The organism is Bacillus sp. FSL W8-1141 (genome assembly GCF_038593205.1).
GTDB lineage: Bacteria > Bacillota > Bacilli > Bacillales > Bacillaceae > Bacillus > Bacillus altitudinis.
The window spans coordinates 1399535-1421875 of record NZ_CP151973.1; the positions used below are offsets into that span (position 1 = coordinate 1399535).

General features: G+C 40.4%; 24 protein-coding genes. 17 read left to right on the forward strand and 7 right to left on the reverse strand.

Annotation, left to right across the window (positions count from 1 at the left end; translation table 11 throughout):
• The first annotated feature begins 3 nt into the window (after positions 1-3).
• From NSQ52_RS07105 to ade, 3 genes are all read left to right on the forward strand, one after another.
• Complete coding sequence (locus NSQ52_RS07105; RefSeq protein ID WP_144678854.1) at positions 4-846, forward strand: gamma-glutamylcyclotransferase family protein; 843 nt, start codon at positions 4-6, stop codon at positions 844-846.
• Positions 847-883: 37 nt separating this feature from the next.
• A complete protein-coding gene (locus NSQ52_RS07110; protein WP_008345123.1) occupies positions 884-1552 on the forward strand; it encodes a TrkA family potassium uptake protein in 669 nt (222 codons plus the stop codon).
• Between the two features lie 263 nt (positions 1553-1815).
• Positions 1816-3546, forward strand: a complete 1731-nt coding sequence (ade, locus tag NSQ52_RS07115; protein ID WP_259254152.1) for an adenine deaminase — start codon at positions 1816-1818, stop codon at positions 3544-3546.
• 99 nt (positions 3547-3645) lie between these two features.
• Here the strand turns inward: ade and rnjA are convergent, their stop codons facing one another.
• Together rnjA and NSQ52_RS07125 are read right to left on the reverse strand one after the other, a co-directional pair.
• Entirely contained in the window at positions 3646-5313 is a 1668-nt protein-coding gene (rnjA, locus tag NSQ52_RS07120) for a ribonuclease J1 (protein ID WP_012009818.1), read from the reverse strand.
• Positions 5314-5318: 5 nt separating this feature from the next.
• A complete protein-coding gene (locus NSQ52_RS07125) occupies positions 5319-5528 on the reverse strand; it encodes a DNA-directed RNA polymerase subunit epsilon (RefSeq protein ID WP_008345114.1) in 210 nt (69 codons plus the stop codon).
• Positions 5529-5922: 394 nt separating this feature from the next.
• Here NSQ52_RS07125 and NSQ52_RS07130 point away from each other — a divergent pair, with 394 nt between their 5' ends.
• Positions 5923-6702, forward strand: coding sequence for a Cof-type HAD-IIB family hydrolase (locus tag NSQ52_RS07130; protein ID WP_024719544.1), 780 nt, complete (start codon positions 5923-5925; stop codon positions 6700-6702).
• Between the two features lie 38 nt (positions 6703-6740).
• On the opposite strand, the gene def is transcribed toward NSQ52_RS07130, so the two are convergent.
• Entirely contained in the window at positions 6741-7298 is a 558-nt protein-coding gene (def, locus tag NSQ52_RS07135; protein WP_039963315.1) for a peptide deformylase, read from the reverse strand.
• A gap of 112 nt (positions 7299-7410) precedes the next feature.
• Positions 7411-7590, reverse strand: coding sequence for a YjcZ family sporulation protein (locus tag NSQ52_RS07140; RefSeq protein WP_026050085.1), 180 nt, complete (start codon positions 7588-7590; stop codon positions 7411-7413).
• A 235-nt stretch (positions 7591-7825) separates the two neighbouring features.
• On the opposite strand from NSQ52_RS07140, the gene NSQ52_RS07145 reads away from it, so the two are divergent.
• The 5 genes from NSQ52_RS07145 to lpdA all read left to right on the forward strand — a co-directional run bounded on the left by NSQ52_RS07145 (position 7826) and on the right by lpdA (position 14027).
• Complete coding sequence (locus NSQ52_RS07145) at positions 7826-8494, forward strand: YkyA family protein (protein WP_144678852.1); 669 nt, start codon at positions 7826-7828, stop codon at positions 8492-8494.
• 567 nt (positions 8495-9061) lie between these two features.
• The gene (gene pdhA, locus NSQ52_RS07150) at positions 9062-10177 is read left to right on the forward strand and encodes a pyruvate dehydrogenase (acetyl-transferring) E1 component subunit alpha (protein WP_007498599.1); all 1116 of its coding nucleotides are present in this window, start codon (positions 9062-9064) and stop codon (positions 10175-10177) included.
• A 3-nt stretch (positions 10178-10180) separates the two neighbouring features.
• Positions 10181-11158 (forward strand): pyruvate dehydrogenase complex E1 component subunit beta, encoded by a 978-nt coding sequence (gene pdhB, locus NSQ52_RS07155; protein WP_007498597.1) that lies wholly within the window; start codon positions 10181-10183, stop codon positions 11156-11158.
• 108 nt (positions 11159-11266) lie between these two features.
• Entirely contained in the window at positions 11267-12610 is a 1344-nt protein-coding gene (locus tag NSQ52_RS07160) for a dihydrolipoamide acetyltransferase family protein (RefSeq protein ID WP_327878361.1), read from the forward strand.
• Between the two features lie 4 nt (positions 12611-12614).
• Complete coding sequence (gene lpdA / locus NSQ52_RS07165; protein ID WP_003211097.1) at positions 12615-14027, forward strand: dihydrolipoyl dehydrogenase; 1413 nt, start codon at positions 12615-12617, stop codon at positions 14025-14027.
• A 326-nt stretch (positions 14028-14353) separates the two neighbouring features.
• Here lpdA and NSQ52_RS07170 read toward each other — a convergent pair whose 3' ends face one another.
• Entirely contained in the window at positions 14354-14734 is a 381-nt protein-coding gene (locus NSQ52_RS07170; protein ID WP_223255627.1) for a hypothetical protein, read from the reverse strand.
• A gap of 318 nt (positions 14735-15052) precedes the next feature.
• Between NSQ52_RS07170 and NSQ52_RS07175 the strand changes: the two genes are divergently transcribed.
• Positions 15053-15172: a GapA-binding peptide SR1P gene (locus NSQ52_RS07175; RefSeq protein ID WP_003212464.1), complete on the forward strand. Its 120-nt coding sequence runs from the start codon at positions 15053-15055 to the stop codon at positions 15170-15172.
• Positions 15173-15215: 43 nt separating this feature from the next.
• Here the strand turns inward: NSQ52_RS07175 and NSQ52_RS07180 are convergent, their stop codons facing one another.
• Positions 15216-16688: an aminotransferase class I/II-fold pyridoxal phosphate-dependent enzyme gene (locus tag NSQ52_RS07180; protein ID WP_135008947.1), complete on the reverse strand. Its 1473-nt coding sequence runs from the start codon at positions 16686-16688 to the stop codon at positions 15216-15218.
• Positions 16689-16878: 190 nt separating this feature from the next.
• Here NSQ52_RS07180 and NSQ52_RS07185 point away from each other — a divergent pair, with 190 nt between their 5' ends.
• Complete coding sequence (locus tag NSQ52_RS07185; RefSeq protein WP_338704980.1) at positions 16879-17148, forward strand: UPF0223 family protein; 270 nt, start codon at positions 16879-16881, stop codon at positions 17146-17148.
• A 27-nt stretch (positions 17149-17175) separates the two neighbouring features.
• Here the strand turns inward: NSQ52_RS07185 and NSQ52_RS07190 are convergent, their stop codons facing one another.
• A complete protein-coding gene (locus NSQ52_RS07190; RefSeq protein ID WP_024720286.1) occupies positions 17176-17811 on the reverse strand; it encodes a DUF1054 domain-containing protein in 636 nt (211 codons plus the stop codon).
• Between the two features lie 287 nt (positions 17812-18098).
• On the opposite strand from NSQ52_RS07190, the gene NSQ52_RS07195 reads away from it, so the two are divergent.
• From NSQ52_RS07195 to NSQ52_RS07220, 6 genes are all read left to right on the forward strand, one after another.
• Positions 18099-18287 carry a hypothetical protein gene (locus NSQ52_RS07195; RefSeq protein ID WP_008345085.1) on the forward strand — a complete coding sequence of 63 codons (189 nt, stop codon included), beginning with the start codon at positions 18099-18101 and terminating at the stop codon, positions 18285-18287.
• A gap of 133 nt (positions 18288-18420) precedes the next feature.
• On the forward strand, positions 18421-19227 hold the full coding sequence (locus tag NSQ52_RS07200; RefSeq protein WP_025207273.1) for an inositol monophosphatase family protein: 807 nt from the start codon (positions 18421-18423) through the stop codon (positions 19225-19227).
• A gap of 183 nt (positions 19228-19410) precedes the next feature.
• A complete protein-coding gene (locus tag NSQ52_RS07205) occupies positions 19411-21264 on the forward strand; it encodes a hypothetical protein (RefSeq protein ID WP_342474026.1) in 1854 nt (617 codons plus the stop codon).
• On the forward strand, positions 21254-21517 hold the full coding sequence (locus tag NSQ52_RS07210; protein ID WP_342474027.1) for a hypothetical protein: 264 nt from the start codon (positions 21254-21256) through the stop codon (positions 21515-21517). Before NSQ52_RS07205 ends, NSQ52_RS07210 begins: the two co-directional genes overlap by 11 nt.
• Positions 21517-22035, forward strand: coding sequence for a sigma-70 family RNA polymerase sigma factor (locus NSQ52_RS07215; protein ID WP_072367728.1), 519 nt, complete (start codon positions 21517-21519; stop codon positions 22033-22035). Before NSQ52_RS07210 ends, NSQ52_RS07215 begins: the two co-directional genes overlap by 1 nt.
• Entirely contained in the window at positions 22032-22325 is a 294-nt protein-coding gene (locus NSQ52_RS07220; RefSeq protein ID WP_025207277.1) for a zf-HC2 domain-containing protein, read from the forward strand. Before NSQ52_RS07215 ends, NSQ52_RS07220 begins: the two co-directional genes overlap by 4 nt.
• The last annotated feature ends 16 nt before the right edge of the window (positions 22326-22341 follow it).

The window sequence follows — 22341 nt, forward strand, 5'->3', positions numbered from 1 at the left end:
GTGATGACGAAGGAGACAAAGACGTTATTTGTGTATGGGACACTTTTAAAGCACGAAAAGTATCACGAGACATTGATGAAAGAAAGCAGTCCATTAGCAGCATCTGCTTGGATAAAAGGGAGACTGTACGATACAGGTGAGGGTTACCCTGTGTGTGTTGTCTCGGAACAAAACACAGTATATGGTGAATTGTATGAGGTCAGTGATGAAACGCTGCATAAGATAGATGAGCTAGAGGAAGGGTATGACCAGCAGGAAATAGAGGTTATGACAGACCAGGGGCCAAGGTCAGCCGTTGCTTATACAATATGTAAGCAGAAGGCATCGAGTCTAAAGGAGATTGAAAGCGGCTGCTGGAAGTCATATCAACTATGGGAGCGCAAACCGTCTTCCTTCTATTATTTTGCCTATGGGTCCTGTATGGATGATGCAAGGTTTAAGCTTGCGAAAGTGGAACATTATTTCAAACAAATCATCGGCGGCGGCACACTTGATCGTTTTACCACAAGGTTTACATTGGTGCGCCCTGATGGATCAAGAGCAGATTTGGTAGAAGACGGCGGAGAAACAGAGGGTGTTCTATATGAAGTACCTTTTGATGCCATTCGTTATTTGTACAAACGAGAAGGTGTAAATGAAGGGACTTATCGTCCAGCATTTGTCGATGTCACAGTAGGTGATCAAGTGTATGAGGACTGCTTGACGTTTCTCGTTTTAAAAAAGAGCGAAGAAATTGCGCCTCCTGGTCATTATCGCAGTGAAATCGAAAAAGGAGCAGACCTTTACTTAAGTGAAGCGTTCCGTAAAAAAATACGGTCGCATATGGATTCATTAATGAAACCGTAGTAAAATGCATGGTAAGTGATATAAAAGGAGTCTGAACATGAAAAAGGAATATGCAGTCATTGGTCTTGGACGCTTCGGCGGAAGTATCTGCAAGGCGCTAAGCGAAGAAGGACTTGAAGTCATGGCCATGGATATGAATGAAGATCGTGTGAACGAATATGCTAAAATTGCATCACATGCCGTGATTGGTGATTCGACGGACGAATCTGTCCTAAAAAACCTAGGCATCCGCAATTTTGATCATGTGATCGTGGCGATAGGTGAAAACATTCAGGCGAGTATTTTAACAACGATTATGCTGAAAGAGCTTGGTGTCAAAATGGTCACAGTGAAAGCTCAAAATGACTACCATGAAAAGGTTTTGAATAAAATTGGTGCGGACCGTATTGTCCATCCTGAACGAGACATGGGCAGACGGATTGCACATAAAATTATTTCTAACAACGTGCTTGATTATTTAGAGCTGTCAGATGAGTACAGCCTCATTGAAATCGTCGCCAACAGCAGACTTGCTGGGCACTCTTTGTTAGATCTCGACATTCGTGCAAGGTACGGGATCAATATCGTGGCAATTAAACGCGGGAAAGAAGTGATCGTTTCACCGCTCGCAGATGAAATGATTCAAAAAGAAGATATCCTCATTGTCATTGGGGCAGTGGCAGATATCGGGCGCTTTGAAAAACGGGAAATGCAGAACGACTATTAAACACTCCGAGAAGGGGTGTTTTTTTGCTTTAGAAGTGTACATATTGGGCGGACATTGTGGGAGAGCACAAAGTGGAAAAGAGCCGTTTACTTTCTAAAAGAACAGCAAAATAGAACATGGTTATTTTTCAGCCAATTATCACTATTCAGAAATAAAAATCAATCTTTTGATATGGTTGATTTTCTCTAAATGTCATTGACTGGGCAAACAGATTCGTTTACGATAAGAAACATTATATTGTTTACTCGGAGGAGGCAGTGTCGTTGGATAAGGAGCTTTTCAGACATCAAATTGAGGTAGCTGCAAAGAGAAAAAAAGCAGCCCTAGTGATTAAACATGCGAAGGTTATGGACGTGTTTAACCAGGAATGGATAGACGCTGATGTCGCTGTTGAAAATGGAAAAATAGTAGGAATTGGGGAGTATGAAGGAGAACAGGAGCTGGATGCAACAGGTCAAATGCTTGTTCCCGGTTTCATTGACGGCCACGTTCATATCGAATCCTCGATGGTGACTCCTGCTGAATTTTCCAAAGCTGTCGTTCCTCACGGTGTGACAACTGTTGTAACAGACCCGCATGAAATTGCCAATGTATCCGGTGTTGCAGGTATCCGTTTTATGCTCGAAGAAGCGAGAAAAGCTGCTCTAAATATATATTTCATGCTGCCATCCTGTGTACCGGCAGTCAGCTTTGAACGATCAGGTGCTACACTAAAAGCAAAAGATTTAAAGCCTCTTTATCAGGAGAAAGAAGTGCTTGGTCTTGCCGAAGTGATGGATTATGTCGCGGTGGAACAAGCGGAAGAAGATATGCTTCAAAAACTGCTTGATGCTCAACATGAACATAAACTCATTGATGGCCATCTAGCAGGATTAACGGACCGATTAATTAATGTGTACCGAACAGCTAATGTCCAAACGGATCATGAGGTGACAACAGCTCAAGAGGCCCTTGAACGTGTCAAAAGAGGCATGTATGTCATGCTGAGAGAAGGCTCTGTTGCTAAAAACGTGAAAAACGTATTGCCTGCTGTCAATGAGAAGAATGCGAGACGCTTTTTCTTTTGTACGGATGATAAACATTTAGATGATTTAATGGCTCAAGGAAGTATTGATGAACAAGTACGGATGTCGATACAAGAAGGATTGGACCCCTTTTTAGCATATCAAATGGGAAGTTTAAACGCAGCGGAGTGCTTCGGTCTCAAAACAAAGGGAGCAATTGCACCAGGCTTTGACGCGGACTTTATGCTCATTTCTGACTTACATGAGGTAGGAATTACAAGCGTCTTTATCGCAGGAGAATTGGTCTCTGAACATGGAGAATATTTGCCAAGTGTCGACAAGATCACGCCAAATTCTTCGCTCATGCAATCGGTACATGCAGTGGACGTTCAAGAGAAAGATCTAACGCTGCCTATAACAGATCACCAAAAGATGAATGTCATTCGCATTATACCGAATCAGCTTGAAACGAAATTAGAACAAATATCTCCTTCTGGAAGCGATGGACAATTTACGAGTGATATTGATCGAGATGTATTAAAAATAGTACTTGTCGAACGCCATAAAGGTCTATCTGAAATTGGGATAGGGGTCGTCAGCGGTTTCGGCTTAAAAGAGGGGGCGATTGCAACAACAGTTGCCCATGACTCGCATAACTTAATTGCTGTTGGAACAAATGATGCTGATATGATCAAAGCCATTGAGACGTTAAAAGAAGCAGGGGGCGGTTTGACCGTTGTAAAAGACGGAGAAGTTCTTCATACGCTTCCATTACCGATTTCCGGTTTATTATCAGATCAACCTGCACATACGGTCAATGAAAGCCTTCATGCACTCCATGATGCTTTAAAGGAAACAGGCTTTGCCTTAGACTTTAATCCGTTTTTGACATTATCCTTCTTGGCACTGCCAGTCATTCCTGATGTGAAAATGACAACACAAGGATTGTTTGATGTGAGAAGTTTTCAGCATCTCCCGATTCAATCGTAAAACAATGACTGAACCCGCACGTATCGTACAGATATGCGGGTTTTTTTATTACGCATAAAAAAGAGACACAGCCAATTGGCTGTGTCTCCTTGTACGTCATTACACTTCCATAATAATCGGTAAGATCATTGGGCGGCGTCTTGTTTTTTCATAAAGGAAAGGAGCAAGAGTGTCAGTAATCTCGTTCTTAATTTCTGACCATTGAGTCGTCTTACGTTCCATTACTTTTTCAAGATGCTTTGAAATGAGATCTTGTGCGTCGTTGATGAGGTCGCCAGATTCTCTCATGTAGACAAAGCCTCTTGAGATTAAATCAGGACCTGCAGAAATTTTGAATTCTTTCATATCCATGCTGACAACAACAATGACAAGACCTTCTTCTGAAAGAATGCGGCGGTCTCTTAACACGATGTTGCCGATATCACCAATACCGCTACCGTCGATATACACGTTGCCTGATGGAATTTTGCCAGCGACACTTGCTTCGTCACCTTTCAGTGCAAGTACTTCACCGTTATCCATGATAAAGCAGTTTTCCTCAGGGATTCCGCAATCATTCGCAAGTTTAATATGCGTTTTTTGCATGCGGTACTCACCGTGAATCGGCATGAAGAATTTTGGTTTAATTAAACGGAGCATCAGCTTTTGTTCTTCCTGCCCGCCGTGTCCAGAGGTATGAATATTATTGAGTGAGCCATGAATGACTTCAGCACCAGCACGATAAAGCTGGTTAATGGTACGGCTTACGCTAATATTGTTACCTGGGATCGGTGAAGACGAGAAGACAACAGTGTCTCCAGGGTTAATTGAAATCTGGCGGTGCGTACCGTTGGCAATACGAGAAAGAGCGGCCATCGGTTCGCCCTGACTACCAGTACAAAGAATGGTTACTTTGTTTGCTGGTAGGCGGTTAATTTCATTGTGTTCAATGAACGTGTTTTTTGGACATTTAATGTAGCCAAGATCTTGTCCAATATCAATAGCAGACTCCATACTTCGTCCAAACACCGCAACTTTTCGACCGTTGGCAACAGCGGACTCGATCACTTGCTGAAGTCTGTGAATGTTAGATGCAAATGTAGCAAAGATAATACGTCCATCTACTTTTCTGAAGATGTCATCAATGCTTTCACCTACACGTCTTTCGGACATCGTAAATTCTGGAATTTCACTATTTGTACTGTCAGATAGAAGACAAAGAACGCCTTCTTTTCCGATCTCAGCCATTTTCGTTAAATTGGCAGGCTCGCCAACAGGAGTAAAGTCAAACTTGAAATCGCCTGTATGTACGATGTTACCAGGAGGTGTCTTCACGACAATTCCATAAGAATCTGGGATACTGTGCGTCGTTCTAAAGAAAGACACAGCTGTTTTTCTAAATTTGATCGTATCTTCTTCTTCAAAGATGTGAAGTTTGGTCTGTCTTAATAGACCATGCTCTTCCAATTTGTTACGAAGTAGGCCGATTGCGAGTTTGCCTCCGTAAACTGGAATATTCACTTGCTTGAGAAGGTAAGGGATACCGCCGATGTGGTCTTCATGTCCGTGAGTAATAAAAAGACCTTTGATTTTATCTTCGTTTTTAACTAAATACGTATAGTCAGGGATGACGTAATCAATTCCAAGAAGTTCATCTTCAGGGAACTTAATACCAGCATCAATCAAAATGATTTCATCTTGAAATTGAACGCCATACGTGTTTTTACCGATCTCGCCTAATCCGCCGAGCGCAAAAACTGCCGCCTGATCGTTTTTTACAAATTTCATTCCTCTCATAGCTCCAATACTTTAAAATTTTCACTTTCTCGTTCATAGTCTAAAAAAGCACCGTCTACAGGCTGAATGAATTCAATATTGTAGTTATGTTTTTTCAACTTATCGCGTACGTCTCTTTCAGAAACCGCTTCAACGTATAGTGAATCTGTGTGTTCTCTCACAGGTACCTCAGTCGTACTTGCCTGAAAAAATACCTTATATATCATCCAAATCTCTCCTTAAATACCGTATGTTACACTCGCTTATTCTATTATATTAAAAAAACGCGCATAAGAAAAGTCTCAGAGAAAAAAGGACCTTCAGCAAATGTGCGGAAGATCCTTTTAAGCAATCGATTTTTTACGAAGCATGTCCTTCCATTGTCTTCGAATTTTCTTGCGCAGACGACGAAGCATCGCGGATCGCCTCCTTTCGGTATGAGTCTCATTCAGCCATTTGTTCCGTTCTCTCTATATACTTGTATTATATGATGTTTCCACTTAATGTTACATGGTTATATGTGGGAAATGGGCGTTTTAAGAGGAAGTGGTTTCGTCAGTGAAGATCTTTCTGTATGATGAAGGGGAGAGGGTATACATAACAAGAGACAGGAGACGAGATATGAATAAAAAAGTCATCTTCTTTGATATCGACGGTACTTTATATGACCATGATAAAAAAATACCTGAATCAACGAAGCGAGCTGTTCGTTTATTAAAAGAAAAAGGGCATCATCTCTTCATTGCATCTGGTCGTTCGCCTTTTCTCATCCAGCCTATTTTAGAAGAAATAGGGCTTGACTCATTTATTGCTTATAACGGTCAGTATGTCATGTACGAAGGAGAAGTCATTTACGGCAATCCGCTTAAGCAAGAGCTGATGGATAAAATTTATGAAACAGCGGATCAACATGATCATCCGCTTGTTTTCATGGGAGAGAAGACGATGAAGGCGTCTGTGCCGAACCATCCATTTATCCATGAAGGGATTGGCACTTTAAAAACAGAGCATCCCGAGCATGATTTGTCATTCTTTAAAGAAAACGTCATTTATCAAATGCTGTTATTTTGTAAAGCAGAAGAGGAACATCTATATGAAGCGTTCCGTGAAGAAATTGATCTCGTCAGGTGGCATGAGCTGTCTACTGATGTCCTGCCAAAAGGTGGATCAAAGGCTGAAGGAATTAAACGAGTCATTGAAAGACTTCCTTACGATCAAAAGGACACAATTGCCTTCGGTGACGGGCTGAACGATCGAGAAATGATTTCTTTTGTTGGAACAGGCGTTGCGATGGGGAATGCAGTCAATGAATTAAAAACATTAGCTGACTTTGTCACCAAACCTGTAGATGAGGATGGCATATTCCACGCTGTGACTGAATTAGGCCTTATTGATGAATAAAAAACAAGACCCGCTGATGGACGGGTCTTGTTTTTATATTATGATCTGCCGATCGCAACCGCGTTTTCTGGCTCGGCGAATGGATGATCTTTTTGAATATGATCATAAAACATAATGCCATTTAAGTGGTCAATTTCATGCTGAAAAACGATGGCCGGAAACCCTTTTAGGCGAATATCAATGTCTTCACCTTCAAGCGTTGTACCTTTCACCCTGATTTTTTCATAGCGCGGGACGAATCCAGGGATGGCTTCATCAACAGATAAACAGCCTTCTCCAGTAGCTAAATAAGCTCTTTTGACTGAATGGCTAACAATGCGAGGATTGAATAATGCATAGCTGTAAAGTTCTCCGCCCTCGTCTTCACAGTGAACAGCGATCATTCGTTTACTGATATTGATTTGCGGAGCTGCTAGGCCAACACCGGGTCTAAGTTCATATTTTTCAGCAATGTCTGCATCCTGACTGTTTTTGACAAATTCAATCATGTCAGCTAATTGCTGTTTTTCTTCTTCTGTTGGCGGGAGTTCGACCGCTTCAGCTGTTTGTCTTAAGACGGGATGCCCGTCTCGTACGATATCATCCATGGTAATCACAAAACTTCACTCCTATTTCCTTTGTATGTAAAGTATATAAAATGATACACAACATATGCAATGAAATAAAGAAGACCGGTCGTATGAGACCGGTCAGAGGCTTATTCAGCCATTAGCAGCAGCCACCGCCGCCTAAGAATGCTGCGCCAACAATGATCAATAGAATGAATAGGACGACGATTAAAGCGAATGTACGTCCACCACCGTAACCGCAACCGTATCCACCACCATAACTTGGATAGCAACAACCGCCGCCGTATCCATAACCGTAACCGCCGTATCCACCATACATACTTCCATGACTATAATTAGACATACTTTTGACCTCCTTTGGAAATACACTCGGCCTCTCATAAGTGAAGGCGAAGCGTGTAATATAAACTATGTATGAATGCACTATTTGTATAGTCATGAGCCTAGAGCATGAAAAAAATCTTCTTTCCCCTCAAAAAACCATCCTCTTTCCTTGTCACAACCGCCCTGAAAAATTATAGTGGTATGTGGAGATGTAAAGGGGGACCTTGTAATTGAAACAGATGAAAAGAAGAATAAAAGCAGGTGCAACTTTAGCGGGGATATGCACCCTCTTGCTTGCGGGCTGCGGAGGTCAAAATCCGCTTAATGAGATGCAAGATGCCATGACAAAAATGAGCGAAAAAGAAGCATCCTTTGAAAAAGAACAAGGCGCACTGCAAAGCTATGAGAAAAAAGAGCAGCAGTTGTATAAAAAAATGATTCAAACAACAAAAGACCACACAAAAACCGTCTCAAACTTGTCTGATCAAGCATTAGCATCGGCAGAAAAGCGTGAAGAACATTTAAAAACAGAAAAAGACAGCATGGATCAATCGAAAAAAGAATTTCAATCTGTAAAGGAATTCGCTGAACAGATAAAAGATGCGGAAGTAAAAGACAAAGCAGAACAAACAGTCAAATCAATTGAAAAAAGATATGCATCGTATGATCAGCTTTACCGTGAGTATCAAAAGGCGCTGAAACAAGACAAGCACTTGTATGAATCCTTAAAAAGAAAAGACTTAGGATACGCCGAACTGAAATCCAAACTGAAAACAGTCAATCGTTCCTATAGTAAAGTTAGAAAAGAAAGCAAGAAGTTCAATCAATATACAGATCAATTGAACGAATATAAACAAGCTTTATACAAAACAGCTCAGAAAGAATCACAAAATAGCTAAAAACAGTACTTGCATATTTGCTAGCTCTGTTTATCGCTGCTACTCACAAAGTGCCTGCGTGTCGTTACTCGTTTTTCCAAGATGTCAAACTGAAAAGAAGAGAGAGGGTTAAAATGAAGTTCATTTTAACCCTTTGTCCATCACGATCAAAAGAGCTGAAAATAGCTCTTTTTTTATTTTTCGACAAAAACAAACATGTGCTATTGTAGTACAGTGATCCACTCTATACTAGTACAGTTTGTGCTGTTGATTAAACAGATTGATACAGGTCACCATAAAAAGTAAAGCGAATACATTTATTTAAATAAAGCCGTTAAATCAATTGACGGACTATTTTTCTTGTTGTAAACTATTCCTTGTTAACAGAAGTTGTATTAGTTTTTTGTGAACTATCGTTAATACAGTTAGAAAAACTCAAAAGCAAGCGATCATCCAATGTTTCGACAATGATCTTTGTGGCTATTATATACAGGAGTCATATGAGCATTTTGGGTTATCCTATATCTGTATGTATAAATGGATTCACGACAAATTGACTGTTAAAAGAAAGGAAGAGGTGACTTTAGAATGGCTGCAAAAACAAAAAAAGCAATTGTTGATAGCAAAAAGCAATTCGATGCCATCAAAAAGCAGTTTGAAACGTTCCAAATTTTAAACGAAAAAGGCGAAGTCGTAAACGAAGCGGCAATGCCAGATCTTTCAGATGACCAATTAAAAGAATTAATGCGCCGTATGGTGTTTACACGTGTATTAGATCAACGTTCAATTTCATTGAACCGTCAAGGACGTCTTGGCTTCTATGCGCCAACAGCTGGACAAGAAGCTTCTCAGCTTGCAACTCACTTTGCACTTGAGAAAGAAGATTTCATTCTTCCAGGATATCGTGATGTACCACAATTAATCTGGCATGGTCTTCCACTAACAAAAGCATTCTTGTTCTCTCGTGGACACTTTGTTGGAAACCAAATGCCTGAAGATGTGAATGCACTTTCTCCGCAAATTATTATCGGTGCACAAATCATTCAAGCTGCTGGTGTAGCTCTTGGTTTGAAAAAGCGCGGTAAAAATGCTGTTGCAATCACTTACACTGGTGATGGTGGAGCTTCACAAGGTGATTTCTACGAAGGTATTAACTTTGCAGGGGCTTACAAAGCGCCAGCGATTTTTGTTGTCCAAAACAACAGATATGCGATCTCTACACCTGTTGAAAAGCAATCTGCTGCACAAACGATTGCACAAAAAGCAGCTGCAGCTGGTATCGTAGGCGTACAAGTTGACGGTATGGATGCATTAGCTGTATATGCAGCGACTGCTGAAGCTCGTGAGCGTGCTGTAAATGGTGAAGGTCCAACATTAATTGAAACTCTTACATTCCGTTACGGCCCACATACAATGGCTGGTGACGATCCAACAAGATATCGTACAAAAGAAGATGAAAATGAGTGGGAGCAAAAAGATCCATTGGTACGCTACCGCAAATTCTTGGAAAACAAAGGCCTTTGGTCTGAAGAAGAAGAGAATAAAGTCATCGAAGATGCAAAAGAACAAATCAAACAAGCAATCAAAGAAGCTGACGAACAGCCTAAGCAGAAAGTCACTGATTTGATTGAAAACATGTACGATGTGAAACCATTTAACTTGGTTGAACAGCTTGAAATCTACAAACAGAAGGAGTCGAAGTAAGCCATGGCGCAAATGACATTGATTCAAGCGATCACTGATGCGTTACGCACAGAACTGAAAAATGACGAAAACGTTCTTGTTTTCGGAGAAGACGTTGGTAAAAACGGCGGCGTATTCCGTGCGACTGAAGGATTGCAAAAAGAGTTTGGTGAGGATCGTGTATTCGATACTCCACTTGCTGAATCTGGTATTGGCGGTCTTGCAATTGGCCTTGGACTACAAGAATTCCGCCCAGTAATGGAAATTCAATTCTTCGGATTCGTTTACGAAGTATTAGATTCTGTTTCTGGACAAATGGCTCGTATGCGTTACCGTTCTGGTGGACGCTGGCATTCTCCAGTGACAATCCGTTCTCCATTTGGCGGAGGAGTTCACACACCTGAGCTTCACGCTGATAGCTTAGAAGGTCTTATTGCACAACAGCCTGGTATCAAGGTTGTTATTCCTTCAACACCTTACGATGCAAAAGGACTATTAATTTCTGCAATCCGTGACAACGATCCGGTTGTATTCCTTGAGCATATGAAACTTTATCGTTCTTTCCGTCAGGAAGTTCCTGAAGAAGAGTACACAATTGAAATCGGTAAAGCTGACGTGAAACGTGAAGGTTCTGACCTTTCAATCATCACTTACGGTGCAATGGTTCACGAATCACTTAAAGCTGCTGAAGAACTTGAAAAAGAAGGCGTTTCTGCTGAGGTCGTTGACCTTCGTACAGTGAGCCCGCTTGATATTGAAACAATCATCGCTTCTGTTGAAAAAACAGGCCGTGCGATCGTTGTTCAAGAAGCACAAAAACAAGCTGGTATTGCAGCAAACGTAGTAGCTGAAATCAATGATAGAGCAATTCTTAGCCTAGAAGCACCAGTACTTCGTGTAGCTGCACCTGATACTGTATTTGCTTTCTCTCAAGCTGAGAGCGTATGGCTTCCAAACCATAAAGACGTGCTTGAAACAGCTAAGAAAGTTCTTGAATTTTAATTAAATGACAGAGGGGAAAAGAATTTATTTCTCTTCCCCTTTATCAATTACATGACCGTGTAATGTTGACAGAACAAGGGTTTAACATAATCTAGGAGGCGAAAAACAGTGGCATTTGAATTTAAACTTCCGGACATCGGAGAAGGTATCCACGAAGGTGAGATCGTTAAGTGGTTTGTAAAACCAAACGACGAAATCAATGAAGATGACGTTTTAGCAGAGGTACAAAATGATAAAGCAGTTGTAGAAATTCCTTCACCTGTTAAAGGAAAAGTATTAGAATTAAAAGTTGAAGAGGGAACAGTTGCAACTGTAGGACAAACAATCATTACGTTTGATGCACCTGGTTACGAAAATCTTCAATTTAAAGGCAGCGAAGAAGAAGGCGAAGCGAAAACTGAAGCTCAAGTACAAGGTACTGCTGAAGCTGGTAACGAGCCTGAAAAGAAAGAAGTTGCTCAAGAAGAAGCGGCAGCAGCAACTGGTGCTGGCGCACAAGAGCAAGTAGATGCTGATCCTAACAAACGCGTTATTGCTATGCCATCTGTACGTAAATATGCGCGTGAAAAAGGCGTTGAAATTTACAAAGTTGCAGGTACTGGTAAAAATGGCCGCGTGCTAAAAGAAGATATCGACAGCTTCCTTAATGGCGGTTCTGCAGCAACTCAAGCAGCAGCACCTCAAGCAGCTGAAAGTGCGAAAGAAGAAGCGGCTCCAAAAGCGGCAGCAGCTCCAGTTCTAGAAGGAGAATTCCCAGAAACTCGCGAGAAAATGAGCGGAATCCGCAAAGCGATCGCGAAAGCAATGGTGAACTCTAAGCACACAGCTCCTCACGTAACATTAATGGATGAAGTTGATGTAACAAACCTTGTTGCACATCGTAAACAATTCAAACAAGTTGCAGCTGATCAAGGAATCAAGTTAACTTACTTGCCTTACGTTGTAAAAGCTCTAACTTCTGCTTTGAAAAAGTACCCAGTACTTAACACTTCTATCGATGATAAAACAGATGAAGTTGTTCAAAAGCATTACTACAACATCGGAATTGCAGCTGATACTGAAAAAGGCTTGCTCGTTCCAGTTGTGAAAAATGCAGATCGCAAAGCGATTTTCGAAGTATCTAATGAAATCAACGAGCTTGCAACAAAAGCACGTGATGGTAAATTGGCTCCAGCTGAAATGAAGGGTGCATCTTGCACAATCACAAACATCGGTTCTGCTGGTGGACAATGGTTTACTCCAGTCATCAACCACCCAGAAGTAGCGATCCTTGGTATTGGCCGTATCGCTGAAAAAGCGGTTGTTCGTGATGGCGAAATCGTTGCAGCTCCAGTCTTAGCTCTTTCCCTAAGCTTTGACCACCGTATGATTGATGGAGCTACTGCGCAAAATGCCCTTAACCACATCAAGCGTTTATTGAATGATCCACAATTAATTTTAATGGAGGCGTAAATTCATGGTAGTAGGAGATTTCCCAATCGAAACAGATACTCTTGTCATCGGTGCAGGTCCTGGTGGATATGTAGCTGCTATTCGTGCTGCACAGCTAGGACAAAAAGTAACAATCGTTGAAAAAGGAACACTTGGCGGCGTATGTCTAAACGTCGGCTGTATCCCTTCAAAAGCATTGATCAATGCTGGACATCGTTTCGAGAATGCAAAGCATTCTGAAGACATGGGTATCAAAGCTGAAAACGTAACAGTTGATTTCACAAAAGTTCAAGAGTGGAAAGCTTCTGTTGTAAACAAATTAACAGGTGGAGTTCAAGGTCTTCTAAAAGGAAATAAAGTAGACATCGTCAAAGGTGAAGCTTATTTCGTAGATAGCAACTCTGTACGTGTCATGGATGAAAATTCAGCGCAGACTTATACATTTAAAAATGCAATTCTTGCAACTGGATCTCGTCCAATCGAATTGCCTACATTTAAATACACAGACCGCGTGATTAACTCAACTGGTGCTTTAGCGCTTAAAGAAGTACCTAAAAAGTTAGTTGTCATCGGTGGTGGATACATCGGTACTGAGCTTGGTACTGCTTATGCGAACTTTGGAACAGAAGTTGTCATCCTTGAAGGTGGAGACGAAATCCTTCCAGGTTTTGAAAAGCAAATGAGCTCATTAGTGAAACGTAACCTGAAGAAAAAAGGAAACGTTGAAATTCACACAAACGCTCTTGCAAAAGGCGTTGAAGAAAAATCTGACGGTGTCACTGTTACTTTCGAAGTAAAAGGTGAAGAAAAAACTGTCGATGCTGACTACGTACTTGTGACTGTTGGTCGTCGTCCAAACACAGATGAGCTTGGTCTTGAGCAAGTTGGTGTTGAACTGACAGACCGCGGAGTTGTCAAAACTGACAAACAATGCCGTACAAGCGTTTCAAACATCTATGCAATTGGTGACATCGTTGATGGACCACCACTTGCACACAAAGCTTCTTACGAAGGTAAAATTGCTGCTGAAGCAATCGCTGGAGAGCCAGCTGAAATTGATTACCTTGGTATTCCTGCTGTTGTATTCTCTGAGCCAGAACTTGCAACTGTTGGATACACTGAAGCAGAAGCAAAAGAAGAAGGAATCGACATCGTTGCAGCGAAATTCCCATTCGCAGCGAACGGACGTGCACTTTCTCTTGATGCAACTGATGGCTTCATGAAGATGATCACTCGTAAAGAGGATGGTCTTGTGATCGGTGCACAAATCGCAGGTGTTGGTGCTTCTGATATGATTTCAGAGCTTAGCCTTGCAATTGAAGCTGGTGTGACAGCTGAAGATATCGCAATGACAATTCACGCTCACCCAACTTTAGGTGAAATCACAATGGAAACGGCTGAAGTAGCAATCGGAAGCCCAATCCATATCGTAAAATAATGAACGTTGAAACCCTCTCCACACGGAGAGGGTTTCAGATTGTTGACAAAGGGCTAAAATGAACTTGATTTTAGCCCTTTGTCTTCTTTTCAGCGTGATAGAAAAACTTTGAAGTCTAGGAAGGACGAGTACTGGCGCGGAGCGAATTTGACATTCGTGAGCACCAGCACGCAGGACTGACAAAGAATGCGAGGGTTTGTCTACACGCTGAAGCCCTCTCCACATGGAGAGGGTTTTTTTATGTATGTGAAACCTCGCTGAAAACGAAAAGCCCTCATGAGCTGAGGGCTTTTTTCATATGGATATATAAGTGCAAAGTCGAACCGTTAATTTGTATTCACTCGATCTAATGCTTGGCATATGGGTGATAAGATATCCTCTTTACTTCGGACATTACCTTCCACCTTCACAATGACCTTTTCATTATTGACAAGTAAAATAGCCGGCAGTTCGTCTACTTCATTTTTCCAGCCTTTACGATCTTCTTTGACAATCATCTTGGACATTTCCTTCGGATATTCATTTTTTAAATCGAGCACTGCGTCATAATAAGGACTTTCTTTATCAAGATTTTCTGCATCAGTAAAAAAGAGAATTCTCGGCTTTTGAATATGACTGACCTGGTCTGTCTGATTCGGTATGATATACGCAAATGAGCATGAACTAAGTACAAAGAGCATAGGGAATATAATGAGAAGGGTCCTCATAAAATTCAATCTATTCACCTCAAAATCCTTTGGGGTTGTACCAACATTTTTAGGAGCCAGTTCCCTGTTAGTCACTCTAGTGTATCACGTCCTTTTTGACAATTTTCGATTGTTACTCAATTGTTACAGAATTGATATGAAGCAAAATACATTTGAAACGTTTCCTCAATATGTTGAGAAAAAAGCATATTTTTATAAAAAATGATTAAATGTGTCATACAATTAACCGTTGACAACTTAAATGTGACATCATATTATAGAGATATGAAATAGATTAAACGCTTTCAAACTTTGAGTAAAGAAAAGGGGAATGTACAAGTGGGTACAATTATTTGTCAAGATTGCAATGAAACCATTGATCAATTTGAAAATGAAAAAGTGACAACACTTTATGGAACATGTGGTCACTGTCATTGCTGTGATGAAGCCTCTGAATAAATAAAAAAGCATGCAGCCCCAATTGGGGCTGCATGTTTCTTTTTTATAAAATGGCTTTTTGTTCTTTAATGACACGAATCATATCTAGTGTGGAATCTTCAGGTCCTTGAACAGGAAGACCGATTTCGATATTTTTAAAGATATAGGAGATATTTTCTTCTGTGATGATTTCTCCTGGTATAAAAATAGGAATACCAGGCGGATAAACCATGACAAATTCTGCAATGATCCGGCCAGCCGCTTCTTTAAATGGAATGACTTCCGTTGTTGCGTAAAAGGCGTCACGCGGGGTCATCGCAAGCGAAGGGATCTCAGGCAGTAACACTTCTGTCACTGCTTGTTTGCCGCTTTGACGTGCAGAGGTGGCCGCAATTTCCTTCATAGCCGTTACAAGCGTATCAATCGTCTCATCACAATCGCCAGGCGTCACGATACATAAAATGTTGTATAGGTCAGAGAGCTCTACTTCAATTCGGTAGCTTTCTCTCAGCCATTTCTCTACATCATGGCCATTCAGTCCAAGGTCTTTAATGGAGATGATTAATTTTGTTGGGTCATAATCGTAAGTAGAAGGTGAACCGAGAATTTCTTGACCAATACAAGTAATACCTTCAATTTCGTTTAAACGAGTTCTTGCTGATTCAGCTAATCGAATGGCTTCATCTGCAAGTGCCTTTCCTTCAGTCGCTAATCGCTTTCTAGCGACATCCAGGGAGGCTAAAAGCAAATAAGAAGTAGACGTAGTTGTCAGCATGCTTAAAATAGATTGTACTCGATCCTTTGAAACAAGCCCTTCTTTTATATTTAAAATCGAGCTTTGGGTGAGAGAGCCGCCAAGTTTATGCACACTTGTTGCTGCCATATCAGCTCCCGCCTGCATCGCAGACAATGGAAGCTCATCGTGAAAATGAATATGCACACCATGTGCCTCATCTACAAGAACAGGTACGTCATATGAATGAGCAATCTCTACAATGGTTTTTAAATCAGCTGAAATGCCAAAATACGTTGGGTTAATTACAAGCAGCCCTTTCGCATCTGGATGTTTAGTCAGCGCTCTTTTAGCTGACTCTGGCGTGATGCCATGAGAGATGCCAAGCTCTTTGTCAATTTCCGGGTGAATAAAAACAGGTACTGCACCAGAAAATACAATAGCAGACATAATCGACTTATGGACATTACGTGGAACAATAATTTTGTCTCCAGGGCCACAGACGGTCATCACCATTGTCATGATCGCACCGCTTGTTCCTTGTATAGAGAAAAACGTATGGTCTGCACCAAATGCTTCTGCTGCAAGCTCCTGTGCTTCTTTGATCATTCCTCGAGGCGAATGTAAATCATCAAGAGGTTCTATATTAATAAGGTCAATGCTTAATGCATTGTCTCCAATGAATGCTCTAAATTCAGGATCCATTCCGGCTCCTTTTTTATGGCCTGGAATGTGAAATTGGACTGGATTGGTTGAAGCGTGTTTTTTTAGTCCAGTGTATAAGGGTGTATCATGTTGTGACAATTGCTTTCCCACCTTCATCGAAATACCTGCTATTATTATCCCAATAACAGCAGATTTCATTGCATAAAACAAAAGAATTATATTATGAACTGATCGGAATGTAAAGCATAAAATCAATCGGATTCTGATCAAACAGATGCTATAATAAAAGTTCAAATAAGAAATGTGGATTAAAGTGAGGGACAAGTAAATGGAATATCAATATCCAATGGACGTCGACTGGACAACTGAAGAAAAGATGGCGGTCATTTCATTTTTTCAAGCCGTTGAAAAAGCCTATGAAACAGGAATTGCGAAACAAGCATTACTAGAGGCTTATAAACGATTTAAAGAAGTTGTACCATCAAAAGCAGAAGAAAAGACGCATTGTGCGGCGTTTGAAAAGGGAAGTGGGTATTCCCCTTATCGCACAGTAAAAAGTGCAAGAGAGGCTGAAGAAGCAGCTATAATACGGATGTAAAAAACGAGCCAATATAGGCTCGTTTTTTTATACAGATTCTTTTTGTGTAAAGCGGTATAGATAAGTTACTGTGCGGAAGGCATCTTCAATTTTCGATAAGAATTCTTCATTATTCATTTGAACAACTTCTTCTCTAGGAAGCTGGATGCCGCAAAGGAGTTCGGCCTTTTTGACTGTTTGAACACGTTCAAATAGTGTTCTCAGCTGTTCAGCATCAAGTTCGCTGTGGCGGAGGACGTCCGGTTTCATATGATCCTTAGACCAAACAAAGTTTTGCGGTATTTTCTTTTGGATCGTGTTCAGCTCTTTTTCGAATAGTTGCCCATATTCACCTTTCACTGGAGATTCATAAATGAGCGCAAACCATACAAATACATGAGTTTTCCAAAGCCCAATTTGAAAATGAGGGAGCTTTTTATACCCACGCTTACTGTTAGCGAAAGCCACCCAAGTGTCATTTGGCGGGTTGACTGATCTTCTTGCATGTTTTGCCACGTGGACAAACATTTCGTCACCTGTAATAGAAGAAAGAAGCGGTGCAAAATGTTCACCAAGTGCTTCAAGCTTTGGACGGACTCTCTCTTTTAATACGGTCATACGTTCATCTAAACCGTCTACTGTGAATGTTTCAAAATCTTCATCTCTAAAACGCATTTCACTCATGTTATGCCTCCTGTATCTTTTCGCTGATCATATTTTATCATAGCTTGGGTCAAGCTCAAAAAAAGATGCACTTTAAAGAGAAAGATAGCAGGGATCTTGGTTCGGCGTTTAAAAACTTCGATTTTGTGGTACATAACAAATAGGTAAAAACACAATTTTCAGAATGTCGTTGCGGTTATGCGATCGCTTCATACGATATAAGCAAGAACCATTTCTCTTATCGATTGTATTTTTTATCAATGAAAACTGACAAGGAATGAATCATTCTCTGGAAGGGGCGTTGACCAGTGAAGCAAATCGTGAAGCATGGGTATAGACAAGAGAAGAAGAATCGCATCGCTGTGTGGAGATTAGAGGTTGATTATGAGCTTTCTACGCTTCATGAAGCCATCGAGCAAAAAGATGATATCCAGGTAGAACGCAGCAAACGAAAGCTTGAGCGCCTAAGAAAAGAATGGGAGCAGCTTCAAGGGTAAAACAAGGTGAGGTAAAAACGAACCAATTCATCGGTTCGTTTTTGTATGAAGCTGCTTTTTTCTTGCTTTTACGTACATAATATCAGTATGCTAATACAAATAGGTACTACATAGAAAAGAGGTTTACAGTCCGATGACAAACTGGGTGGAAATTGACCGACTTGCAAAGCTTTGGGTAAAAGAAGCGGGTAGCCGCATTAAAGCATCCATGCAGGAAGGTCTATCAATTGAAACGAAATCAAATCCAAATGATCTTGTCACAAACATCGATAAAGAAACAGAACGTTTCTTCATTGAAAAGATACAGTCGACATTTTCAGATCATCATATTTTAGGAGAAGAGGGCCAAGGGGAAGAAGTGACCTCTCTAGACGGGATAGTATGGATCATTGATCCAATTGATGGCACCATGAACTTTGTCCATCAAAAACGAAATTTTGCCATTTCAATTGGGATATTTGAACATGGTGTGGGGAAAATCGGCCTTATTTATGACGTCATCCATGACGAGCTCTATCATGCAGTCAAAGGAGAAGGGGCGTATATGAACGATACCTTACTCCCGCCTTTAAAAGATGTTGCCATTGAAAAAGCCATTGTCGGCATTAACCCAACATGGGCGATTGAAAGCCCCCATTTTGACGCTAAGCCGTTTGCCCGTCTCGTACGCGATGTGAGAGGAACACGAACGATTGGGTCAGCTGCACTTGAACTAGCTTATATTGCAAGCGGAAGAAGCGACGCATATGTCACGTTAAGGTTAGCGCCTTGGGATTATGCGGCTGGATGTGTGTTACTTGATGAAGTAGGCGCTGTTTACTCGAATATTCACGGAGAACGCTTGACGTTTCTAGAGAAAAATAGCATTGTTGCTGGAAATCGATCCGTCTGTGAAAAAATCTTGCATGATTACATAAAGGGAAGCGGAAATAAAAAATAAACAACATCACTTCATGAGAATGAAGTGATTTTTTGTATTTGATGAAACTTTTTGACAAGTCAAATGTCTATACGAACGAGGCCTTAATTTGAAGTAAAGGATTGTGTAGCGATGTTTGATTTGTTTAGTGATTTATCCCTCCATTTTGAAAGGTTTTTTATTTTAAATGAGTACAGTATTCACATGATTCAATGGTGTGTGCTTGGACTATTTGTCCTTTTCATTACACTTCCCATATGGAAAGAAAAGAAGAGTAGTTATGTATTTTATGCTGGAATCGTATTAAGAGTAGTTCTGCTAGGGAGTATGACACTTGAGATGATCCACCAAGTGCTAGCTAGACAGTATACGATCGAAACATTTGAAGTGCTGACAGATTTCATGCAATTTCTCATCTATGGATATGTCTTGCTTGCATCACTTTTCTATGTGATTTCTCTTCCTTATTTAAAAAATAGGGGCATGTTTTTTGCATTTGATTTATCTGTGTTACTTCTGCCTTTATGTCAAACGGTATTTATTGTGTTAGTTGAAAGCAAAAAGTTCTTTCTCAGCGGTGATACGGAGCTGATATGGAGAAATTTGATGACCATTGTGCTTATGATTGCCTTTGCCGCTTTGGTACTTTACCTATTCTTTCGTTTGTTTTGGCATCAGAAGTGGAAAGAATTGCTGTTTTTCTATGGCCTGATTTTCGCTGCGCTGCTGTATATTTTTTATCCTTCTATCTCGAAGTATGAGCTGCAATCTTCGTTTAAATCCATTGTGATTTTAGTAGCGGCCGCAGGAAGCTTTATGACATTACATTTGTTATGTGCGTTACTACAAAACAAGGTGAAGTTGAGAAAGTGGGGTGCTTGGGGAATTGTCGTCTTTTTTATGCTAATGCTAAACCCGGTCCTAAATCTCCCACATATCATGTTTCAATTCACCAAAACGGAACTGACAGATACTTTTTCAGAAGAATATCGCCCTTTATCTGAAGCAAGTGCAAAAGCATTCGCTTCAAAGTTTGTACCGGCGGACACTTCATTATATTCAACGACTATTAAACAGCCGATCTCTGATAACTACGTGTTTGCAGCCGATCAATATGAAGTGAATGTTTCTGCGTTTACAGGTGAATTAAACAGCTATTTTTATCATGGTCGCGCAAAGGGTCAGCATTTGACCGATAAAGAATATAGGGAAAAAACCATTGAATTTTTTGAAAGAAGCGGCCGATCCGTTGATCTAGACCGCATTCATGTAGTGGTTGAAAAAGAAGACGGGGAGACAAGCGTTCTTCTTTTGCCAAAAATGTCTCAGAATAAAGATGAGAGCTTAGCGTTTGCCACCTGGAAAAAAGAGACGCTTCGACAAGCGCAATATGGGAACGCCATCTTTCAATTGAAGGATGTAGACGGGATCAATTTAACAAACAAAGAAATGAAAACGAAAATTAATCGTATTTATAAAAAGTTAAATTTACAGCCCCCAGCTTACCAGATCACAGACGTTGATGCTTTTTATTTTGAATGGCAGCATGAAGTGGCGGTAAAGACAGCCGATCAATCTGAATTTCTGTTTAATGGTTCAACGAAAGAATTGCAGAAAATACAGCTATCAAAAGCGATTCTTCAACAGAAAAAAGGAAATATCAGTGACGAAGATTTGTTTGAAATGATAGGGGAACAGTCAAAAGACGTGAAGATAGAAACAGGAACTCGTGAACACAAACAATATACTTTTCACGGATCATCAAATTTACTTCATGTGACGAGAGATGCCGATGGAATTGAGTTGAATTGGCAATCAGACTCTTCTTTACCGCATACGGTATCGAATCAAGAACGTGATGAAGTCTATCAGCAAGTTCTCAAAAAGTATGAACCTTATGCCATCTATAAAAAACAAATCAAGCCGGTGAGAATGATCGACAAAGAGGGAAAAATGAGCATTTCGTGGTTTGTGATCATTCAAACCTTCGGATCGAATGAGCGGAAAATATATGAAGTAAATGGACGAACAAAAGAGGTGCAACGTTTTGACAGATAAAGAAAAACAAGCCATCTTTCAAGACTTATATGAATTGTATCAGGAAGGGGAGCTTGGAGAAGAGGCTTCTAACTGGATGAAGATGCATGAAAAGCAGTTTCAGCATTCTGTTAAGGGAAACGAGTTTGCTCCTGCACACACTGAGGATCAGAGCGATTATCACGAATTAAAACGCATGAAGTGGTTTATTTCTTCGTTATACTTCTTTTTTATCGTTTTATCAATTTGGATGACTGTGTGGTTTTATTTTTGATGTCTAGACCGACCAATCAAATTGAAAAAATATATGAAGAATATTTTCAGGAAATCACCAAATATTTATATCGCAGAACGGGAAATGTCGAAACAGCCAAGGATCTTGCGCAGGATGTATTTATCAAGGCATTGCATGGATTATCCTCTTTTAAAGGACATTCAAGCATTAAAACATGGCTTTACACCATTGCTTATCATACATTTGTCAACGACTATCGCCGAAAAGTAAAACGAACTTTTACGGATGTAGAAAAAGCTGACTTTTTAGAGCAGCAGATATTCATGACACCTGAAGAGCATTTAGAAACTCAAACGGATATTCAAAGACTGTGGAGCCATATCAATCAATTGAAGGATTCTTATCGAGAAGTCCTCATTTTAAGAGATATTCAGGAATTATCGTATGAAGAAGTAGCGGAAATTTTGAATTGGACTTTATCTAAAGTAAAGACAACCCTTCATCGAGCAAGATTAGAGCTGAAACGAAAGCTACATTGTGAGGAGTTCAACAAATGAACTGTTATTTGATTGAAGAACTATTACCACTTTATATAGAAGGGGACACGAGTGAAGAAACAAATCAATTAGTGAATGAGCACTTACGTTCATGCAAAAAATGCCTTCATCTATATGAAGAAATGAAAGAACCAGTCTCTATTGCAAAGTCAACAGATTTCATACCGTTCATAGATGAAAAAGAAGAAAAAAGAAAGTTTGAAAAGCGCTACTATGGAAAACTGTTATTACGGGCAAGTATCGTATTTAGTATCGTCTATCTCATCATGCTCTTGATTTATTGGATATAAGAAAGAACCCCCATCT